Origin of the sequence: Phaeodactylibacter sp. (assembly GCF_022763345.1) — a bacterium.
Classification (GTDB): Bacteria; Bacteroidota; Bacteroidia; order Chitinophagales; family Saprospiraceae; genus Phaeodactylibacter.
This window is the reverse complement of sequence record NZ_JALEGS010000050.1, coordinates 179,237-200,328: the sequence shown is the minus strand read 5'-3', so window position 1 is coordinate 200,328 and position 21,092 is coordinate 179,237. Positions and strand designations below refer to the sequence as shown.

Annotated in this window: 18 protein-coding genes; 7 read left to right on the top strand and 11 right to left on the bottom strand. The window is 50.8% G+C overall.

The window, feature by feature from the left end; genetic code table 11:
• Positions 1-26: 26 nt before the first annotated feature.
• Positions 27-1,178: a hypothetical protein gene (locus tag MRY86_RS14485; protein WP_293564058.1), complete on the bottom strand. Its 1,152-nt coding sequence runs from the start codon at positions 1,176-1,178 to the stop codon at positions 27-29.
• Positions 1,179-1,291: 113 nt separating this feature from the next.
• On the opposite strand from MRY86_RS14485, the gene nhaA reads away from it, so the two are divergent.
• Together nhaA and MRY86_RS14475 are read left to right on the top strand one after the other, a co-directional pair.
• The gene (gene nhaA, locus MRY86_RS14480; protein WP_293564060.1) at positions 1,292-2,659 is read left to right on the top strand and encodes a Na+/H+ antiporter NhaA; all 1,368 of its coding nucleotides are present in this window, start codon (positions 1,292-1,294) and stop codon (positions 2,657-2,659) included.
• A gap of 59 nt (positions 2,660-2,718) precedes the next feature.
• Positions 2,719-4,104, top strand: coding sequence for a dipeptidase (locus tag MRY86_RS14475; RefSeq protein ID WP_293564061.1), 1,386 nt, complete (start codon positions 2,719-2,721; stop codon positions 4,102-4,104).
• 42 nt (positions 4,105-4,146) lie between these two features.
• Here the strand turns inward: MRY86_RS14475 and mnhG are convergent, their stop codons facing one another.
• From mnhG to MRY86_RS14435, 8 genes are all read right to left on the bottom strand, one after another.
• Complete coding sequence (gene mnhG, locus MRY86_RS14470; RefSeq protein WP_293564062.1) at positions 4,147-4,512, bottom strand: monovalent cation/H(+) antiporter subunit G; 366 nt, start codon at positions 4,510-4,512, stop codon at positions 4,147-4,149.
• On the bottom strand, positions 4,502-4,792 hold the full coding sequence (locus MRY86_RS14465) for a monovalent cation/H+ antiporter complex subunit F (RefSeq protein WP_293564063.1): 291 nt from the start codon (positions 4,790-4,792) through the stop codon (positions 4,502-4,504). The genes mnhG and MRY86_RS14465 overlap by 11 nt, the downstream gene beginning before the upstream one ends.
• The gene (locus MRY86_RS14460) at positions 4,789-5,295 is read right to left on the bottom strand and encodes a Na+/H+ antiporter subunit E (protein ID WP_293564064.1); all 507 of its coding nucleotides are present in this window, start codon (positions 5,293-5,295) and stop codon (positions 4,789-4,791) included. Before MRY86_RS14460 ends, MRY86_RS14465 begins: the two co-directional genes overlap by 4 nt.
• 8 nt (positions 5,296-5,303) lie before the next feature.
• Positions 5,304-6,818, bottom strand: a complete 1,515-nt coding sequence (locus MRY86_RS14455; protein ID WP_293564065.1) for a proton-conducting transporter membrane subunit — start codon at positions 6,816-6,818, stop codon at positions 5,304-5,306.
• Complete coding sequence (locus MRY86_RS14450; protein WP_293564066.1) at positions 6,815-7,165, bottom strand: NADH-quinone oxidoreductase subunit K; 351 nt, start codon at positions 7,163-7,165, stop codon at positions 6,815-6,817. The genes MRY86_RS14455 and MRY86_RS14450 overlap by 4 nt, the downstream gene beginning before the upstream one ends.
• A gap of 6 nt (positions 7,166-7,171) precedes the next feature.
• Positions 7,172-7,579, bottom strand: a complete 408-nt coding sequence (locus MRY86_RS14445) for an MnhB domain-containing protein (RefSeq protein ID WP_293564067.1) — start codon at positions 7,577-7,579, stop codon at positions 7,172-7,174.
• A complete protein-coding gene (gene mbhE / locus MRY86_RS14440) occupies positions 7,576-9,882 on the bottom strand; it encodes a hydrogen gas-evolving membrane-bound hydrogenase subunit E (protein WP_293571578.1) in 2,307 nt (768 codons plus the stop codon). The genes MRY86_RS14445 and mbhE overlap by 4 nt, the downstream gene beginning before the upstream one ends.
• A gap of 91 nt (positions 9,883-9,973) precedes the next feature.
• Positions 9,974-11,398, bottom strand: a complete 1,425-nt coding sequence (locus MRY86_RS14435; RefSeq protein WP_293566901.1) for an adenylate/guanylate cyclase domain-containing protein — start codon at positions 11,396-11,398, stop codon at positions 9,974-9,976.
• Between the two features lie 439 nt (positions 11,399-11,837).
• On the opposite strand from MRY86_RS14435, the gene recQ reads away from it, so the two are divergent.
• Both recQ and MRY86_RS14425 read left to right on the top strand, forming a co-directional pair.
• On the top strand, positions 11,838-13,964 hold the full coding sequence (recQ, locus tag MRY86_RS14430) for a DNA helicase RecQ (RefSeq protein ID WP_293566902.1): 2,127 nt from the start codon (positions 11,838-11,840) through the stop codon (positions 13,962-13,964).
• Between the two features lie 24 nt (positions 13,965-13,988).
• The gene (locus tag MRY86_RS14425; protein WP_293566903.1) at positions 13,989-15,062 is read left to right on the top strand and encodes a hypothetical protein; all 1,074 of its coding nucleotides are present in this window, start codon (positions 13,989-13,991) and stop codon (positions 15,060-15,062) included.
• Here MRY86_RS14425 and MRY86_RS14420 read toward each other — a convergent pair.
• Complete coding sequence (locus MRY86_RS14420; protein WP_293566904.1) at positions 15,053-15,970, bottom strand: glycerophosphodiester phosphodiesterase family protein; 918 nt, start codon at positions 15,968-15,970, stop codon at positions 15,053-15,055. The genes MRY86_RS14425 and MRY86_RS14420 overlap by 10 nt on opposite strands.
• 325 nt (positions 15,971-16,295) lie before the next feature.
• Between MRY86_RS14420 and MRY86_RS14415 the strand changes: the two genes are divergently transcribed.
• The 3 genes from MRY86_RS14415 (at position 16,296) to purU (ending at position 20,469) form a co-directional block, all read left to right on the top strand.
• Positions 16,296-17,888, top strand: coding sequence for a hypothetical protein (locus tag MRY86_RS14415; protein ID WP_293566905.1), 1,593 nt, complete (start codon positions 16,296-16,298; stop codon positions 17,886-17,888).
• 81 nt (positions 17,889-17,969) lie between these two features.
• The gene (locus tag MRY86_RS14410) at positions 17,970-19,580 is read left to right on the top strand and encodes a M1 family metallopeptidase (RefSeq protein WP_293566906.1); all 1,611 of its coding nucleotides are present in this window, start codon (positions 17,970-17,972) and stop codon (positions 19,578-19,580) included.
• Positions 19,581-19,611: 31 nt separating this feature from the next.
• Positions 19,612-20,469 carry a formyltetrahydrofolate deformylase gene (purU, locus tag MRY86_RS14405; protein ID WP_293566907.1) on the top strand — a complete coding sequence of 286 codons (858 nt, stop codon included), beginning with the start codon at positions 19,612-19,614 and terminating at the stop codon, positions 20,467-20,469.
• Positions 20,470-20,599: 130 nt separating this feature from the next.
• Here the strand turns inward: purU and MRY86_RS14400 are convergent, their stop codons facing one another.
• Positions 20,600-21,025: a hypothetical protein gene (locus MRY86_RS14400; protein WP_293566908.1), complete on the bottom strand. Its 426-nt coding sequence runs from the start codon at positions 21,023-21,025 to the stop codon at positions 20,600-20,602.
• Between the last annotated feature and the right edge of the window lie 67 nt (positions 21,026-21,092).

Below are 21,092 nucleotides of genomic sequence, written 5' to 3'. Positions count from 1 at the left end.
TGTTCTTATGGGTAGATACCCTGAGTTTAGGATTCGTTGCCTGACTTATAAATAGCATTAATCGGAGTGCTGGAATTAGGAAGATCGTCCTGATTCACAAGGAAAATACTTGTGCCCCTGAGGAAGGCATAAATGGCGGTCAGGTTGATCAGGTCCTCGCTGTCTTTCTGGCGGTTTTTGTGCAGTTCGACTTTACCGCTTTTAGGGTTGAAAGCACCCCATCGTTTTTGTCCTTCCGCTACAAATAAGGTTTCCACCTCGCCTTTGTAGGCACGGGGCAGGATTTCAAATACAGATGAAGAGGCGAGCTCTTTGTCGTCATAATCGCCAAAACCTTCCATTTTCCGATCTTTCTGGTTGTGGTGGAAGTCGCGAATGATTTCCAGTGCCTGCTTATGCATCTGCTGATGAGACAGCTGCTCCGGCGTACCGCTGATGTGGACCGGTGCGATGTCTGTATAGTCACTGGTTTCTTTATAGATAGGCGCTATTTGGTCGGTCGTTGCCAAAACGACAGGGGCGTTGGCCTCCTCCAATATAGCCTGCACGCCCTGGTCCACCTGATAACAGTACCTTTTGTACTGCTTAAGGCGATGGTCATGCCCCATTTCATCCCCTTCGAAAATGGTGGTATCAAAGGCAGCAGCGCCCCGGTTCATTTGTACGTTGCGCATTTCGGTATCCATTTCCAAAGCAGCTTCCATGTTTTCGGGGAGTTGCTCATCAGCAGGTACAGGTTGTATGGAGTTGGCGTCGCCGCGGTACAGACCAGCTTCTGATTCACCCAGCGCCAGGACGTAGAATTCGTTGGCCGTACTCATTTCGCTGATTAATGGCAACAGGTAAAACCGCTGGTCCACAATCAATCGGGGCGATACCTGGCGATTGAGTTCCAGCGCTTCGAAGGTTTCCGGACCGATGAACAGGGCATAGCTGGATTCAAGCTGCTGCCAGCGCTCTGCCTCATTGAGCAGTTCGTAGCCATTGAACAGGTGGGCCCGGGCATTTTTATCTGACATACCGTTTTGCATTAGCCGGTCGGCAGCATCGTTAAGCATTTTTTTCAGAAAAGAACGGCTTTCCACACCCTGCTCAGAAGGATACCCCGGTACATAGATGCTTACGCAGTGAGGAGTATTGACTTGAGCAAGTGTATGAAAGGTTTGTCGGTTTAGCATATCAAGATTTTTTTTACTGATTTCACTGTTAGAACATGGGGTTTGATTTCCATGTTCAGTAATTGACAGTTCAAAATTATTGGAAATCAATTGATTAACACGTCAATCGCTACATGCAGCCTAAAACACTCCTCCAGTCCATTACCGCGCCCTTTCGACAATTTATCCGTAATGATTCTTCAAGTGGAATTTTGCTTATTCTGTCCACGGTGGTCGCTTTGGTATGGGCCAACTCTCCTCTGGCTCCTGCCTACTTTGATTTATGGGACACGCCGGTAAGCATTTCCATTGGGGAAGACAGCTTCTCCAAGCCGTTGCTGCTATGGGTGAATGACGGGTTGATGGCCATTTTCTTCTTTACGATAGGGCTGGAAATAAAAAAGGAAGTGATTGACGGTGAATTGTCTACGCCACGTAAAGCCGCATTGCCGTTGCTGGCTGCTGTGGGCGGTATGGCCGTACCGGTCGGCCTGTTCTTTTTGCTTCAGGACGCTGGCCCGGGCATGAAAGGCTGGGGTATTCCTATGGCGACAGATATTGCCTTCTCTATTGGCATACTTTCTTTGCTGGGTAGCCGGGTACCTTTGGGTATGAAGGTATTTCTGACTGCCTTTGCTATTGTAGATGACCTGGGTGCTATTTTTGTCATTACCGTCTTTTATTCTCACGAAGTTCACTGGGGCGCGTTGGCAATGTCGGGCGGTATCCTGGCATTTTTGTTTTTGTGCAATCACACGTTTAGCATCAAACGCAACTGGGTATACCTGCTGGGCGGTCTGGGGGTATGGTACTACATGTTTAAGTCAGGTATCCATCCGACTATAGCCGGAGTGCTGGTAGCTATGGCAGTGCCTGCTACCAATAAGCTTCGTGCCCGCCGGTTTGCGAGCCGTATTGAAGATTTTCTGGATGAGTTCAGGATGGAGAAAGCCGATGGGGGAGGGCCATTTATACCCGACCCCGAGTTGCATCAGTTGCAGGACTTGAGAAACCGGGCCCGCTCTGTGCTCCCCCCTCTGCAGCGGCTGGAGTATCAGCTCAATGATTTTGTAGCCTTCTTTGTGATGCCACTTTTTGCGCTGGCTAATGCCGGAATAAAAATCGGTGGGAGCGGTGAGGTCTTCAGTCAGCCCCTGTTTGTGAATATTGCAGTCGCGCTGCTTTTTGGAAAAGTCATTGGTATTGTCCTCTTTTCATGGCTTGCCGTAAAGCTAAGGATTGCCGACTTGCCCCTGCGAACCGGATGGGTGCAGATGGTTGGGCTGGGCTTGCTGGGCGGAATTGGTTTCACAATGGCACTTTTTATAGCCAACCTCGCTCTTGATATGCCTGCACTGCTGGCTCAGTCTAAGCTGGGTATACTAATCGGCTCCTTTGTGGCAGGGACATCAGGCTATCTGCTCCTGCATTACACACTTCGGGAACCGCTTGAGGAAGAACTGGAGTCCGTTGCGGCATCAGATCAGGAGGAAACGGTCTGATCTGTTCCCGTTTTTTCCTTACATTTGGCGCGTTAACCAACCCGCCAAATACTAAGCCTATGCAAGCTGTACAAGACTATATTCAGGAAAACAAGGACCGCTTTCTGGACGAGCTTCTGGAACTATTGCGGATTCCTTCCGTAAGTGCAGATCCCGCCTATAAAGAGGAGGTACTGAAGACGGCAGATTTCGTAGCCGAAAGCCTTCGGAAGGCAGGTGCCGATAGCGTGGAGGTTTGCCCGACCGCCGGTTATCCTATCGTATATGCGGAGAAAACGATTGATCCCGCAAAACCCACTGTACTCATTTACGGGCACTACGATGTGCAACCGCCCGACCCCATGGAACTTTGGGAGTCCCCGCCCTTCGAGCCTGTCATCAAAAAGACGGAAGCACACCCGGACGGTGCCATTTACGCTCGGGGTGCCTGTGATGACAAAGGGCAGTTTTTTATGCATGTCAAAGCCTTTGAGGCGATGATGGCACAGGACGCTTTGCCTTGCAACATTAAGTTTATGATAGAGGGCGAAGAGGAAGTAGGCTCTGCTAATCTCGGAATCTTCTGCCGGGAAAACCAGGAAAAACTTAAGTGCGACACCATACTGATTTCAGACACCTCCATCATCGCTAACGATGTACCCTCGATTACAGTTGGGCTCCGTGGCCTGAGCTACCTCGAAGTGGAAGTAGTAGGCCCCAACCGAGACCTGCACTCTGGCGTCTACGGTGGTGGCGTAGCCAATCCTATCAATGTCCTCTGCGATATGGTCAGCTCCCTGATGGACGACCGTAAGCACATTACCATTCCCGGATTTTATGACGATGTAGTGGAACTGTCGGAGGCGGAGCGCAAAAAGCTCAATGAGGCTCCATTTGATTTGGAAAAATATAAGAAAGACCTGGCAATCGGGGATGTACAGGGCGAAGCGGGCTATACGCCATTGGAGCGCGTATCCATCCGCCCGACCCTGGATGTCAACGGCATTTGGGGCGGATACATCGGAGAAGGCGCCAAGACGGTACTGCCTTCCAAAGCCAATGCTAAAATCAGCATGCGCCTGGTGCCAAATCAGGACCCGGAAAAAATCACGCAGTTGTTCAAACAGCACTTTGAAAGCATCGCTCCGGCTTCCGTGAAAGTTACCGTAACACCCCACCACGGCGGCGAGCCAGCCGTGACGCCAACCGATACACCGGAGTATAAGGCGGCTTCCAAAGCAATGGAAGAAGCATTCGGCAAAACGCCAATCCCTACCCGGGAAGGCGGCAGTATCCCTATTGTAGCCTTGTTTGAGCAGGTGTTGGATGCAAAGAGTGTCCTGATGGGCTTTGGGCTCAACAGCGATGCCATTCACTCGCCCAATGAGCACTACGGGCTGTTTAATTTTTACAAGGGAATTGAGACGATTCCTTTATTTTTTGCGCACTACGCGGATTTGAAGTAGAGCGTTACGGCATAGACCAAACGGTGGAGTAATCCCAAAGGGTTACTCCACTTTTGTGATTTTAGCCTCCTTATCCTGTTCCTTCTTATAATCTTCAAGTTCTTTGAGATCGGTTTTTTCCCAGAACCCCACGCCGGTAATAACTGCGGCACGGGAAACGATATGAGCAGCCAGCGGAGAAATTAGGAAGATGAAAAAGAGAATGGCAAAAATCTCAATAAAGATCATCGTATCGTTGTAGTGGATGCCAACGCCCAGCAAAATCAGCAAAACGCCTAAAACCACGGCTTTCGTACTGGCAGAATTGCGGATGTAGAAGTCCGGGAATTTAACCATGCCAATACTGGCAATGAGCATAAAGATGGAGCCGGCAAGCATAAATGCGGCACTGAACAGATCATTGATCATAATTCTTAGATTTTTCCCGTTTTTGAACCAGGTAATAAGCAAAAGTCATAGTGCCCACGAAAGCAATCAGCGACATGATGAGGGCCACGTTCAAATAGGCTTTCTCCTCAGAGAGTACGGAATAAATTGCCAGCACGGCAAGAAGGTTGGCCGAGAATACATCAAGAGATATCACCCGGTCAGGTAGGCTCGGCCCTTTGAAAAACCGCACCAGCGTTAGTATTGTACTGATACTGATGATGGCGATGGCGATGTAAGCTGCAGTGGTGAAAAGGCTCATGCTTGGTTCGGATTTCTGGTGATTTTCAAGATTCTTTTCTCAAAACCCTCTTTAATCTGCCGCTTCACGCTTTCAGTATCTCCTGCCTTTACATAGACCTCATGTACATAGAGGGTTTTCCGGTCTTTGGAGACATCAATACTCAGGGTGCCCGGTGTCAGGGTAATGAAGTTGGCCAGCAAAGTGATTTCAAAATCGGTTTTAGCCTCCAGGGGGATGGCAATCACGGCAGGCTGCATATGGTCCTGTGGGGTGAGCACCTCGTAAGCGACGCGCAGGGAAGCGGTGAGAAGTTCTTTTAGGTAAAAGAGGACGAGGGAGCCGATTAGTCGTGACCTGTGGAAGGAATGCTCGCTTAAAAAATAGGTGAGCAGCCAAATCAAGGCATTCCAGCCGGCAAATAACAGCAGGGTTGCAAATCCATTGCCGGGAATAGCGGGATAGATGGCTTGGGTAAACCAGGTCATCAGAACAGCGACGAGTAGGTTGATGAGTATGACCATGCATTCTATTATTTGAGTACAGCATTAATGTAGGAATCCGGGTTGAGCAATTGCTCAGCGGTTTGCTCCGAAAAAGAGATCAAAAAATCAGGATAAAAGCTGATGCCCAGCGTACAAAGGGTCAGAAAAACCGAAGCCAGCAAGAGGCAGTAGTAACGGCGGAAGAGCGTTCGCCCATCAAGTTGAGGTGGATTGCTATCGGATTCAGGTGTTGCAGACCAGAATACGGATACCCAGATTTTACTCATGGAAAAGAGGGTCAACAGCCCAACCAGAAGAGATACCGCAACGATAAGGTATGCTTCAGACGCCAAGCCCGCCTTAGCCAGTATGAACTTACCCCAGAAACCGGAAAGGGGAGGAATGCCTGCCAGCGAAAAGGCAGAAACGGCAAACAGAACCGTAACAAAGGGGTAGCGGTCATACACCCCTCCCAGTTTCCTTAAAGCGTAATGGCCATTGGTGATTTTGACAATGCCGCTGATCAAAAACAAGTTGGTTTTGACCAAAATATGGTGGATAATGTAAAAGATGGAACCGGCAATAGCCAGCGGGGTGAACAGGGCCAGCCCCATAATCATATAACCGATTTGGCTGACAATATGGAAAGAAAGGATTTTTTTGAAATTGCGCTGCGCAATGGCCCCCAATACCCCAAAAAACATCGTAAGTCCGGCCAGGACGAGCAGTACGGAATGCGTGGCAGGCACATCGTAAGTGTAGAGCAGGGTGAAAAACCGAATCAGGGCGTACACCCCGACTTTGGTCAGCAATCCAGCCATCAGCCCAACCACTGAGATTGGAGGCGTGGGATAGGAGGCAGGCAGCCAGGAAAAAAACGGGAACAGAGCTGCTTTGATTCCAAACCCGGTAAGAAAAAACACGGCAGAGACCGTAATCAGCTCCTGATTGGGGTGCTGAGCAATCGCTACGGACAGATCAGCCATGTTTAGGGTGCCCGTCAATTTATACAGAATTGCCGACCCGGTAAGCAGGAAGCCCGAAGATATGAAGCTCAGGGTGACGTACTTGACGGCGCCCTCCAGCTGTTTTTTGCTGTTGCCCAAAACGATCAGTACGAAGGAAGCCACCAGCATGACTTCAAACCAAACATAGAGGTTGAAAATATCCCCTGTCAGAAAAGAGCCGCAAACGCCAAACATCATCACGAGCAAAACTGGATAAAAGCCCTTTTTTTTGCGCGCTGCCGATATGTCCTGCAATGAATACAAAATGATGGCAAAGGCGACCACGGCAGAAATAAGCACCATTCCCGCAGCCAGTAAGTCCGCAACGAGCGTAATACCAAAAGGAGCGGGCCAGTTGCCGATCTGTATGACCTGAATACCGTTTCGGTACACTTCCATAAACAGACCTGCCGCTGCTGCCAGGTACAGGAACCCTGCGACTATCGCAATAGCTGCCTGAACCTTCGCCCGATTCCAGGAGAAAATGCAAAAGATGAACGCCGCGAGCAGCACCCACAGCGGGAAGAGCAATAAGGTGGGGATGGTATCGGTCACTTTATTTTATCAGTTGTATTGAGTTCATCCAAATCTTCCGTCCCAACTTCCTCGTATACTTTTTTTAACAGCACAATCACGAACAATTGCACGCCAATACTTATCACAATGGCGGTCAGGGTTAATGCCTGTGGCAAAGGATCTGCAAGTTGGTCCACAGCTACTTTTGCTTCAGAAAGCAGTGGGGGCGCATTTTTGGTCACCCCTCCAACAGTGAAGAGGAAAAAAGTGGTGGCATAGCCAAACAGTATGACCCCGATGATCAGCTTGAAAAAGCTTTTCTGGAACATCAGAAACAGGCTCGCTGAAAATAAAACGCCAATAATCAGGGGTATAATCAGATTCATAAGTTGTTATTCCTCAGTGAGTAAAAAAGTAATTTGCAGGACTACGCCAAAGACAACCAGCAAAACGCCAAAGTCAAAAAAAATGGGTGTGCCAATTTTGCCCACCAGAGGCAATTTCTGGGTTACCCAGGCCGAAGTCAGGTAGGGCTCGCCCTTCAGCACAGCGAAAAACCCGCTGAGGAGCGCCATGAGCAGTCCAAGCGCCGCCAGCATTAAAGGTTTTACCCTAAATACCTGTCTGGTCCGCTCATACCCAAAGACCATAGCGTGCAGCATGAAGGGGATGGAAGCAATCAGCCCGGCTATGAATCCGCCGCCTGGTTTATCGTGGCCCCTGAAAAACATGTAGAGGGCAAAACTGATAAACAAAGGAGTCAGTGCGCGTAGTAGGGTCGCCAGAATCAGGGTCTTCATGCTTTTTTGTTATTGGGTTTGAACTTCAGCAGTGCAATAATTCCAATCATCGTTACTGTAAGCACCGTAATTTCGCCCAGGGTATCGAGGGCACGAAAATCCACCAGGATCACATTCACCGCATTCTGACCTTTACCCTTGGATATGCTTTGCTCAAGAAAATAGGCTTTTGAACCCGTATTTTTTTCCTGTAGTAGCATCACATAAGCCGTAATTGCCATCATCGCCCCAAACAAGATCGCCATAGGCAGGTATTTCAAGCGGGCAATGGATGTTTCGAGGGTATAGGAAGGCAGCCGGTGAATAATTAGGATCAGTAATATCAGCGTGAGGGTTTCGGCCAGGAATTGGGTGATGGCCACATCTGGTGCGCTGAACAAAGTATACGCCAACGCGATACTGTACCCAATAATGCCAAAAGTCGCCGTGACAATCAGTTTGGACCTGACCCGGAAAAGAAAGCCTGTAGCAAGAGCAATCAAAGCTAAAATGACAAGCTCGTAAATCTGCAAGCCCTCCAGTAGCGGGGCAGCCGATAAAGACTGGAAAACCTGACCATGAACCATTGCAGCTAAAAGCAGGATGGAGAAGGTGACGATAACGGTCGCAATATACTTTCTGAGGTAGCCATTTTGAATTTCGCCTGTTGTGTACTGCGCAACGGACTCACTGCCGGCAATGACCTGATCGTACAAAAAATCAGCGGAAGCCCAAGACGGTTTTCGGGCCCGCCTCAGCCAGTTGCGGAGGAAGTACAGACCTACACCCGTGAGCAAAGTGGCTAAGCTCAGGAGGAACACCAGATTGAACCCATGCCATAGTTTTAGTTTCATAGAGGGGGCAAAATCATGGATGCTGGCAGCCGACCATTTGAGCAGGGGCGCTATAGTCCATCCCGGAGCAATACCCGTCAGCAGGCTTATTGCTGCCAATAGGAGCGGAGGGAAAATAAGCATCAAATGACCCTCCCTTATAGTGTGATCCTGAAGCTTGCCGGTTTTGAAAAATGCGTTGTAGAGAATGTCTACGCTCACTGCAGTGAAGAGCGCACCGGCCAAAAACAATAGCACCAGGTAAACCATTGCAAAAGGATCGGCAGTGTGGTAAAGCGCATCGTACAAAAGTTCTTTTCCCACAAAACCCAGCAAAGGCAGCACGCCAGCCATTGAGGCCAGCGCCAGGGCTACCGTCGTTGCCGTTACCGGCATCTTCCGGCCCAGGTCTGATAGCTGCGAAATCCGCCTCGTGCCCGTTTGGTGGTCGATATTGCCGGCGGCCATAAACAGGGCGCACTTGTACATGGCGTGAGCCAGAACATACACCATCGCTGCATTAACCGCTGCTTCTCCACCCAGCCCGATCATCATAAACAGAATACCCAGGGCGCTGATGGTCGTGTAGGCAAGGATGCGCTTGAGATCATCCTCCTGAAAAGCTTTCAGTGCGCCCCAGATCATGGTCAGTGCCCCGGCAGCTCCAAGCAGATGGTGCCAGAGGGGGGCTTCCTGAAATAAGGGATTGAGCCGGAAAATGAGGTAAACGCCTGCTTTGACCATCGTTGCGGAATGCAGGTAGGCACTTACCGGGGTGGGCGCAGCCATGGCATTGGGCAACCAGAAATGAAAAGGGAACTGAGCGGACTTGGTGAGGGCTCCTACCGCGATGAGGATAATGGCAGCAGATTGCAATCCACTGCTAGCCACCACTTCAGGCTGGGATAGTATTTCCGTTAAATTATACCCGCTGCCGGTGGCGATTTCCAAGAGAATCAAACCCGCCATCAGGGCCAGTCCTCCACCGGCTGTAATCAGCAGCGCCTGCCTTGCGGACCTCCTGGAGTCTTCCTCTTTATGCTTGAAGCCAATGAGCAGGAAGGAGCTGAGGCTGGTGAGTTCCCAAAATACAAACAGCCCGATCAGGTTGGCGGAGAGGACAAGACCAAGCATGGAGCCGGAGAATAACAGCAGATAACCTGCAAACCGGTTGATTTGAGGGCTGTCTTTCATGTACCGGTGAGCGTACAAAAAGATCAGCAACCCAAAAACTGTGACCAGAAGGGCAAAAAACAGGCTAAGCCCATCAACGAGGAAAGTAAGTTGAATATTGAGGGTATCCACCCAGATTACTTCCTGCACGATGGTTGCTCCATCAAGCACCGGTCCTAACAGGGAGCCAAAGTAGGCGATGATCCCCAAAAAAAGCAAAGAGACGAAAGACAGCACAATATTTCGGTGCCTGTCATAAAAAAGAGCAGACAGGAAGCCAGCAATAATTACCGCCAGGATGCAAGATAGAATGGTCATATAGTTTGGTATACATAACTATAGCGCATGCTATGGGGCAGATGTTCTAATTGGAGCCTTGTTAATAGTTGCCGGGTTGCTTTTCGGATGCTTATGCTGCTGTCGGGGCGGCAACGGTGTTTTCGACAAAGTACATTTCGACCTCCCCAATCCCTTTAGCTGGAACTTTTCCACGAGGCGTACAGGAAAACGTATCGCTAATCCTGTCATAAGTCGCCTGAGAAATATTGACCCTTCCTGCTTCCCCTTTGGATTCCAGGCGGGCGGCCAGGTTGACGGTATCCCCCCAGATGTCGTAAGCGAATTTTCGGGCACCTACTACTCCTGCCACTACCGGTCCGGTATGCAAACCGATGCGCGCTCCGGAAAAGGGCAGGTCTTTTTGTTGCTTCAGCCATTCCTGCATAGCCAGAGCTGCCTTGACTGCCCGCTGGGCATCATCCGGGTTGGATTCCGGTACCCCGGCGGCGGCCATGTAAGCGTCACCAATGGTCTTAATTTTTTCGATGCCATGCGCCTCCGCTATTTCATCAAAGGCTTTGAAGCAACGGTCGAGGGCTTCCACCAATTCGGCAGGGGTGAGGTCCTTGGAAATCCGGCTGAAGTCCTTGAAGTCCGAGAAAAGTACCGTGGCCTCCTCATAATGCCGGGCTGTGGCCTGACCATCGGTTTTGAGTTCCTGGGCAACGGATGCCGGCAGGATGTTCAGCAGTAGCTCTTCTGAGCGCTTCCGTTCGGTATCGATGATGTGGTTTTTTCGGCGGGAGTTGAGGTACAGCCAGGTCAGAATAAGAGCAATGAGGATAATGGCTCCAGCTACAATGCGGCTGCGGTTGCGTTGGGTACGCTGAAGCTGTAGCTGGGCTTCCTGTGATTGCAGTTGTTGTTCCTGTCGGATGACCATTATGGAATCCTCTAGCCGGGCCAGGGAAATAGAGTCGATGGTTTGTTGCTGGCGGGCGAGTAGCAATTCCTGACGTGCCTGTTCATCGGTGAGGGTTTGCACCTCTTTTTCATAAGCCTCCCGTTCTTTTTTGAGGGAGAGGATGGAATCACCAACGGCACGCATGACATCGAGCCTGCGCTGTTTAAGCTGCTCCAGAGTGGGGCGCTGTTCTGCCACGCCACCGGGCTGTATGGGCATTTTCGGTTGGTTGTTCAGCCGGCGGGCCAATTGCTGGTATCGCAGCTGTAAGGTGTCATTGGGGGCTTTCTCGAGAAGCTGTTCAGCTGCCTTCATCGCCCTTTTGACCTTCATTTTGTCCCGCCAGTTGAGAGAACTGGCGGTCTGTTTGCCAAAAAAAGCCTCAGCCTGCAGCAGCCGGGCCTCGGTTTGAATCGCCAGATCGTCTGCTTTACGGCCACTGTGGAAGGCCTGTTCCGCAACTTTTGCAGCATCTTCGTAGCGTTCGCGCCCGAGCAATTCGCGTGATAATTCCAGTTGAGCGTTCCCCTGGCCAGTGACAGCCGATGAAAAAAGCGCCAATAGTCCTAGAGTTAGGAGTATCATTCTCATAATAAGGTACTTTTTGCCAAGGGAGGATCCGACTAAACCCAAATATAAGGTTTCTGTATGATTTAAGCACATTTTGATGCACAATGTCTTGCCCCATGAATATGGGGTTTAGATTTCGTGACAGGGGGGCTATATTTGTAATCGTTAGAGTTAGTCAGTAATTTGAACACAACCACCTGGTTATAAATCTTCCTTCCTTTTTAAACAAGAAGCGTGTTTAAATGAGGGCTTCCCTCGATCCTCTCTGGGAAGCCCTCTATTTTGGAAGGGAAACTAATCCTCAGTGCCCGTTTTCTTGGGCATTGGACCCAAAAGTTTCGAAGGGCTTTCGGCGTATGCTGAGAGCCCTTACTCTTTTTACCAACAATCGCAATGCAAAGATGGTGCATTTGCTGATTTTTGTTAAATTTGAGCTTGTCCCGAAACAAATTGTTAGTTCATGAATATGCCCGCCGCTCAGGATGCGCTCAAAAAATACTTTGGTTACGATACGTTCCGCCCTATGCAGGCCGATATCATTGAGCAGGTGTTTGCCGGTAAAGACAGCCTGGTGCTAATGCCTACGGGCGGGGGCAAGTCCATTTGCTATCAGGTGCCTGCAGTGACGCTCCCGGGGACCGCCGTAGTGGTCTCTCCCCTTATTTCTCTAATGAAGGATCAGGTGGAAGCACTACGGGCCAATGGTGTACAGGCGGCCTTTCTCAACAGTTCACTCGGTGAAGCGGATCAGCGGGCCGTGGAGGATCAGTTTTTTAACGGTGAACTACAGTTGCTTTACGTTTCTCCGGAAAAGCTGACTTCCCGGGATTTTCTGCCGCTGCTGAAACGCGCGAAAGTGAGCCTGTTTGCCATTGATGAGGCCCACTGTATCTCTTCCTGGGGGCATGACTTCCGGCCGGAGTACACCCGCATGAAGTTCCTCAAACAGGAGTTCCGGGAAACGCCTATACTTGCACTTACCGCAACCGCTGATAAACTCACCCGGAAAGACATTTTGCGGCAGCTCAATTTGCCAGACCCGCGGGTATTTATTTCATCTTTTGACCGACCTAATCTCAGCCTCGAGGTCCGCCCTGGGCAGCGCCGCCGCGAGCAAATCCTGCGTTTTATCGGCAAACGCCCGAATGAGTCTGGTATCATCTACTGCCTGAGCCGCAAGGGGACCGAACAACTGGCGGAAAAACTTCAGGCCGCCGGCATCACGGCTGATTATTACCACGCGGGCCTTTCCCCCGAGGAGCGGGATGCGGTGCAGGAGGCTTTTATCAACGACAATACACCGGTTATTTGTGCTACGGTGGCCTTTGGGATGGGCATTGATAAGTCCAATGTGCGATGGGTCATCCACTACAACCTGCCTAAAAATATCGAAAGTTACTATCAGGAGATCGGCCGGGCCGGGCGCGATGGCGCAAAGTCGGATACCGTGCTTTTCTACAGCTACAACGATGTCGCTCTGATGGAGGACATCCTCAAGCAAAACGACAGCGATCAGGTGGACCTTAAACTGGCGAAGCTGGACCGTATGCGGCAATTTGCGGAAGCGGTAGGCTGCCGGCGGCGTATCCTCCTCAGCTACTTTGGGGAGGAAACCACGGAGGACTGCGGGAACTGCGATATCTGCCGGAACCCGCCGAAGACCATAGATGGGACGGAGATTGCCCAAAAGGCACTGTCTGCAATCTACCGGTTGCGGCAACAGGTGGGCATGACGCTGGCAATTGACGTGCTGCGCGGCAGCGGGAAGAAGGAAATCTTTGAACGCGGCTACCAAAACATCAAAACCTACGGTGCCGGCCGTGATATCCCCTTTCTGGAATGGCAGCACTACATGTTGCAACTGCTGAATTATGGCTACATCGAGATTGCCCACGATGAGCATGGCGTGCTGAAACTGACCCCGGCGAGCAACCGGGTGCTCTTCGAAGGAGAAAAAGTGCCATTGGTGCGTTTCGCTACGGTTAAAGAACGGCAGGAAGCCGAAAAAGCACAAGCCAAAGCAAAAGCCACCGAGCGGCAGGGAGTACGGGATGAGCTGTTTGAAAAACTCCGGCAATTGCGGCGTCAGCTGGCGCAGGAACGGGGTGTGCCGCCCTACATCATCTTCAGCGATAAAACCCTGGAGGAGATGGCAGCCGTGCGGCCTATGACGGATGATGAAATGAAGCGCATCAGCGGGGTGGGGGAGCGCAAACTGCACCTCTACGGCAACTACTTTATTGATGCCATCATTGAGCATGTGGGGCCGGCGGCGAGCCGTGGCAAGTCCTCTACCTATCAAATCACCCACGATATGTACCAACGGGGGCTAAGCGTATCCGAAATTGCACAGAAACGGCAATTGACCGAAACGACGGTCTATTCCCATCTGGCCATCCTATTTGAGAAAGGGCAGGACATTAACCTGCACGAACTCGTGACGCCCTCAGAGGTCGATCAGGTGGTGAAATCTTTGCGGTACCTTCAGGAGCCTTATAAACTGAAGGATGTCTTTGAATATTTGGACGAACAAATTCCTTATCATAAAATCCGGCTGGCGCTGGCTTACGCAAAGCGGGAGGCTTAGCCCGGGGTTTTTAATTTTCGCGCAATGAAAAAAATATTTCTCTTTGCTGCCCTGTTGCTGACAGGGGTTTCTCTAACTAAGGCTCAGTCCGATTTCCGCCCGGGCATGGTTTGGATGGAAGAAGGTGACACTCTGTATGGCAGGATTGATTACCGGGGGGACCTCTCTCTGGGGCAAGCGTGCCACTTCAAAGGTAGTGCGGATGCCACCGAACAGGTCTTTTCACCCCTGGATATCAAAGGCTACCGGTTTGAGGACGACCGGTTGTTTGTTGCTGAACAACTGGAAGAGAAAAAGGCTTTTCTGGAGTGCCTGGTTAACGGGGCGATGGAAGTGTATTACCATCGGGATGAAGCCGACTCTAATCAGTATTATTTCCGCAAGACCGGTGATACACTTGTGCACTTGCCATATGTGGAGGAAATCCGGTATTTCGACCGAAATCAGATTGAGGGCGCACCGGAAATTAGAGCGGACTATCTTTTCCGTTCGAAGAAGCATATCGGGTTGCTGAAGTTTCATTTGCAGGATGCTCCGGAACTGCAGGAGCAGATCTCAAAAATAGAGAAGCCCAGCCACCAATCATTGGTACGGTTGGCCAAACGCTACCATCAGCTTACAGCGGAGCCGGGACAGCCCTTAATTATCTACAGAAATGTCCCGCCTTTTTTCAAGCCTTTGCTAGGGGCTGGGCTTGGACTGATGCAGTTTTCTAATACGCCGGCTGTCGCGGATCAGGGGCATTTGGTCTACGGTGCTGATCTGTTTTTGGTCATGCCCAGGGTGCACGAACGCATCTTTTTCCGCCTTGGGGTGCAGCAAGCCAACCGGCAGCTGGCGGATGAAAATGAAACGGACACTTTTACTTCCTATAATGTGGAAGTCGGCTATATGCTGCCGGAGACATTTCGGATACGTCCGTACGCTTCCATTAGTCTGCTAAAGCCGGCCTATTCGGCAGGGGCGTGGGCCCAAATTGCCGGGCCATTCTATGCCGGGCTGCACGGTAATGCCACGTTTTACTTTGGTAGCTTCCGGTGGTTCCCCACCGACTTGTTTTATTATTCCCTATCTGCTAGTGTAGGGTATCAGTTTTGAGTAACTGCTGAAATTTTGTTGGGATAATCAGTGATAATCCCATCCACGCCCAGGCCAATCAGCGCTTTCATGGCGGTGGTGTCGTTGACGGTCCACGGAATAATGGTCATACCCAGATCGTGCACGGTATCTACGACGTTGCCGGTGACCATTTTGTAATAGGGGCTGTAGATGTCCAGGGTGTAGCCCAGTGCGTCGAGGTTCACCTGAACGCCGTTGGGGTTTTCAACCAGCAGGGCCGTGGTGACGGCAGGGTCAAGCCGGTGCAATTCCTGTAGGGGGCGTACATCGAAAGATTGCACACAGGTTTGTGTTTTTATACCCAGGCCCTCTATTTCCTGCAAAACCAGGCGGGCAAAGGTCAGCGGGCGGGGCGCTTTGACGTTATCGTAAGCCGGGTCGTGCTTGATTTCGATGTTGTAGCGGGGCTTGTGGCGGTTGTGCTCAGCACAGTAAGCATTGACGGCTTGTACCACCTCGCTAAGCAGGGGCTTGTGTGCCGGCGTGGGGGTTTGCTCCGGAAAGCGTTCGTTCCCGCGGGTACCGCAATCGTAGGCTTTGATCTGAGCGTAGGGCATTTGAAAGAGCAGCAGCTCCTCTTCCTCCGCTTCCGTTACGGGGCGCCCGTCCGGATGGCTGCAAATGTGGTGGGACATCCACGGCTCATGGGTCACCACCAGCAGGCTGTCCTGACTTACCGCAAGGTCGAGCTCCAGCGTTTTCACCTGAGGAAATTCCAGTGCTTTGAGGAAGGCGGGCACTGTATTTTCCGGCAACAGCCCGCGGGCACCCCGGTGGCCCTGCCAGTCGAAATCAGCAGCTTGTTCAGCAGTCATATCTTGTTGAGTTGAAGGCGCTGAGCAGGCTGAAAGCCCGAGCAGCAGGAGAAGGAAATAAAATTGGCGCATGGTGCATAGGTTTGGGTCAAAGATAAGGAATCCAACTACACTGCTTAGGGTGTAGATCACATTGGAGCAGAACAATTATCTGAATCCGAATGATTCAACCTCAATCTCAATTTACTGGAAAGATCTACCATCGTTATGATGTTTTTCCTCGAAAAAATAATTTGATCTGGTTCAGCAATTTGTAGGTGAAGGCTTATCTTTAGCGCATTGTTAAACCAGGCGCTATAGTTCTGTATCTACCTGCTTTTGAAATTGAAATTTTCCGCATTTCTCAGAAAGTACTTAAGATAGAAGTAGAGCGCATATCTTCACTTAATTGAATAAGATGACGACTAGATTTTACCTATGCTTCGCGGTATGCTTTACCGCTACCGTTGCAATGGCGCAGCCTCAGTTGGTTGCAGATTTTAACCCCGGCACCGCAGATGGGATGACAGACTCCCTGGGCTATGAAGGGGTCTACCTGGATGACAACCGGATGATCCTTGCTGTGATTGACCCCGATTTCGGTACGGAATTAGGGATTCTGGAAAACGGAGAGCTGTCCCTGCTTAAAGACATAAACCCTGGTGATGAAAGCTCTGATCCCCAGTATTTTGTACGGTATAACGGCAAAGTTTACTTTTCAGTGGCGGATGATGGTCAGGTCCTTGCTTCGCTTTGGTCTACAGATGGGACGGAAGAAGGGACCGTTAAGGAATATTCTTTGTCGGGTAGTGCAGCGCCGATCTCTAATCTTGTAGTGACGGATGGAGGAGCGTTGCTTTTCAAGCGAGCTAGCAGACTTTATGCGACTTCCGATGGAGAAAATTTTGAAGAATTACTGACCAACGTCCCGTTTTTTGATGTTGATGGTGGTGGCGCTGGCAATGCGCAATACACCAAATACCAAAATGGATTTGCTTTTTTTGATAGCCCTACAGGTCCTCCTTACGAAGTTCATCTTTGGTATTATGAGTCTGGTAGTCTGGAAGTCTTATATACTTTCGAGGAGTCTGTCATAGGTGCTTTTTCAACTGCCTACGGGCTTGGAGTGATAGATGGAGGTTTAGTCTTTTCTATCGGTGGAGATAATAGAGGTACTTACGTTTATGAAGAAGGTTCAGGAGAGATAACCCAGGTTTTATCTTTTCCCTGTGACCGTTTTTTAAGAGCCGATGGTGTAAGTATGGTTGGGTTCCGTGAAGGCATTGCATTCTACCGCTTTTCCGCCAGCCCGGCCGAGGCCACGGTTTTATTTGATGAGCAGCCCCTTCTGCCTTTTCTGCTTAATGGAACCCCATACCCTCACATTGGAGCTAATGGAAAGCTTGTTTTTTTAGGGCAGTCTACATTTTTTACCGAAAAAGACCTTTACATGACGGATGGAACAGTACCAGGGACCGTTAAGCTGGGTGATCTTCCCTTGAACGGCATGATCTGGCAAATGCTGGCCAGAGGCCGTTATGTGTTTGTAGTGGTTTATAATAACGAAAATAACCCCGTATCCATTTACGTAGCAGATACCGAAGCTGTCACCGTTACAGAGCTTTATCAGTTTCCTGAAAGTACCGGGCTTGAAGGGTCGATTTTATTGACTGGTTTCCAGGATGGTAAGCTGTACTTTAACCTGAGCACTGATGAGACAGTAGGGCGGGAGCTTTATTCTCTTGAAACCGGTCTGGTGGTAGCTGAAGAGTCGGTCCCAGTCCCCTCAGCATCATTTGGACTGGAGTTTGCCGACCGTCAATTTGCCATCAAAGCAGAAGGCATGAAGCCCGCTCGCGTCAACGCCTACGATGTACAGGGGCGCTTGCTCCGCAGCTATGATACCCACACGAATGCCTGGCTGCCGGAGGTCATTCACGCTGGTATGGTGCTCTACGAGGTGGAAGTAGAGGGGCTGCGGCAGACCTGGAAGCGGATTGGCCTGCAATAGATGCATGACAGGGCTGTACTGTCTTTGGTGCAGCCCTTTACCTTTTGCTTTTCCCGGAAAAACGTATTTTCACCATCAAAAATGCGAACCTTCCTTTTGCCGCTTGTGCTCTTGTGCCCCTTACTGCTATTCGCACAGGCTTCCATTCCCCGCCTTTCCCAAATAGATGTACAGCATTACACCTTTCAGCTGGAGCTGAGTGATGAGCACGACACCATTCAGGGCAGTGCCTTGATGGATATCCGGTTTTTGCAGGCATTGGATACCCTGGTGCTGGACCTGGTTGCAGAGGAGGCCGGGCAGGGGGGCATGCAGGTCCTGGAAGTGAAGGAAGGAGGCGAGCCTTTGAGCTACCGGCATGAAGGGGCTCAGTTGCTTATTGCGCTGAGCAGCCCGGCAGCGGCAGGTTCCACCCGGCAATTTGCCGTTCGGTACAAAGGTGTTCCGGCTGACGGGCTTATCATCGCCCAAAACAAGTACGGTGACCGGACCTTCTTTGGCGACAACTGGCCGAATCGCGCCCATCACTACCTGCCTTGCGTGGACCACCCTTCAGATAAGGCGACGGTGGCTTTTGTGATTATCGCGCCGGACCATTATCAGGTGGTGGGTTCTGGTTTGCAGTTGGAAGAGCTTAACCTTGACCAGGAAACCAAGCTTACTTTCTGGCGGATAGACACGCCCATTCCTACTAAAGTGGCGGTCTTTGGAGCAGCGCAGTTTGCGGTGAGCCGGGCCGGTGAAGTTGCCGGTATACCCGTTAGCAGCTGGGTTTACCCCGAAAACCGGACGGAAGGCTACCAAGATTACGCGCAGGCTACAGATGTTTTACAGTTTTTTATCGACTCCATCGGGCCCTATTCCTACCCAAAACTGGCCAATGTACAGTCCAAAACCCGCTACGGAGGGATGGAGAATGCCAGTAATATCTTCTACTTTGAAAATTCCGTGACCGGTGGGCAGGACCACGAAGACCTCATCGCCCACGAAGTGGCCCATCAGTGGTTTGGCAACAGCGTGACGGAAGGCAACTGGCACCACATCTGGCTGAGCGAAGGCTTTGCGACCTACGGCGCTAACCTTTACATCGAACACAAGTACGGCCGGGATGCCATGGCCAAGCGGCTGATTACCGAGCGTCAGCAAGTCCTGCAGTTTGCCCGTCAGTCCAACCGCCCAGTAATTGATACCCTCATCACCAACTGGAACCGCCTGCTGAATGCCAATGCCTATCAGAAAGGCAACTGGGTGCTGCACATGCTGCGGCATAAGGTGGGCGAGCGGGCATTTTGGTCGGGCCTGCGCGCCTATTACAAAGCCTACCAAAACGGCAATGCCCTGACCCGCGATTTTCAGGAGGTGATGGAAATCGCCAGCGGGCAGGATTTAGACGGCTTCTTTTATGAGTGGCTTTATCAGCCCGGCGTGCCGGAAATTGGAGTGAGCTGGTCGTGGAGCAAAAAGGAAGGCCTGCAACTAGACATCGGGCAATTGCGCAGCGATGCAACCTATACTTTTCCCCTGGATATTGCGGCGGAAGCCCCCGATGGCACCCGTCAAACCTGGACCGTAAATATTGATCAGGAACAGCAGACGGTGACCCTGCCCTGCGACTTTGAGCCCAACCGGCTTTGGCTGGACCCGGATACCTGGCTGCTTTTTAGCGCTGAACTGAAGCGGATGAAAAATTAATTTGCATTTTTATGCCTCCAAAACGGGAACCATGAAAAAAACGGCCATCTTACTGATTCACTGCCCGGACCAAACCGGCCTTGTCGCGGCAGTCACCGACTTTCTGCACCGCAACAACGGGAACGTCATCTCTCTGGACCAGCACGTTGACCGGCAGGCGGGGCGCTTTTTTATGCGGGTAGAGTGGGAGCTGGAGGGTTTTAATATCCCTGCCGAAAAAATTGATGAGTATTTCGGCACCCTGATAGGGCAAAAATACCAAATGGAATGGCAGGTACACCTAAGCGCGCATAAACCACGAATGGCCATTTTCGTTTCCAAAATGTCGCACTGTTTGTATGATATCCTTCAGCGTTGCATGAGCGGGGAGTGGGAAGTGGAAATCCCGGTAATCGTCAGCAACCATGAGAACCTGCGCTACATTGCAGAGCGTTTTGAAATTCCCTTCGAGGTTTTCCCCATCACAAAAACCAATAAGGCGGAGCAGGAACAGCGGGAGATTGAGCTAATGCGTAAGCTGGATATTGACTTCATCGTCCTGGCCCGCTATATGCAAATTTTGTCCGACGACTTTGTGGCCGCTTTCCCGAATCAGGTTATTAATATCCACCATTCTTTTCTTCCTGCTTTCAAGGGTGCGAAGCCTTACCACTCTGCCTTCAACCGGGGGGTGAAAGTGATTGGGGCAACGAGCCATTATGTTACTGCAGATTTGGACGAGGGGCCGATTATCGAGCAAGATGTCCGCCGGATTTCTCATAAAGACACCATTCAGGACCTGATCCGTATCGGGAAGGACCTGGAGAAGGTCGTCCTGGCCCGGGCCATTTGGCTGGAGATTCAGCATAAGATTTTGCCGTATCAGAATAAGACGATTGTGTTTGATTAAAGGATTGATCTTACTGATGCCGCTAATCCTGGCAAAACGGTGCCGTCCCACAAGCATGCCCCGCTCTTATGCCCTTGCTCGAAATCCGTGCAAATCTGCGTAATCCGTCCAATCCGTGTTCCCAACCAAACTACTCAATCAAAGGTACCCCCAAATAAACCTTAATCTCCGGAGAAAGCCGCACCCGTATTTTCACCACAAGCGGGTCATTGAGGTTCGCCAGCGTCCGCCGGTGCAGGTTGTAAGTGGTACGAATGGTGGTAAAGACAGAGACAAGCGCCGCATTCTTACGTGTCTCCTGAATGATAGCTTCCAGGCGTTCCGGGCGGAAGTCCTCGTGCCGGCCTACCATTTCGACTTCCAGGGCAGGGCTCAGGGCCACGCTCAGGGCAAAGCTGCGGATTTCCAGACCGTAAATTTCCAGTTTAGGGAAGACCGTTAGCCATTCCTCAATCAGTTGAAAGCTTTTTTCTTTGGCGCCTTCCCCAAATTGTGCAGCTTGCTCGCGCAAGGCCTCCGTAGCATCATTTATCGCTTGCTTGAATTTATCGATCATGGCAGGTCGGACGGTTGGTGAAAGGGCAATTTAGAAATTAGAGCGTTCTTCCGGTCTGTTTTTCTCT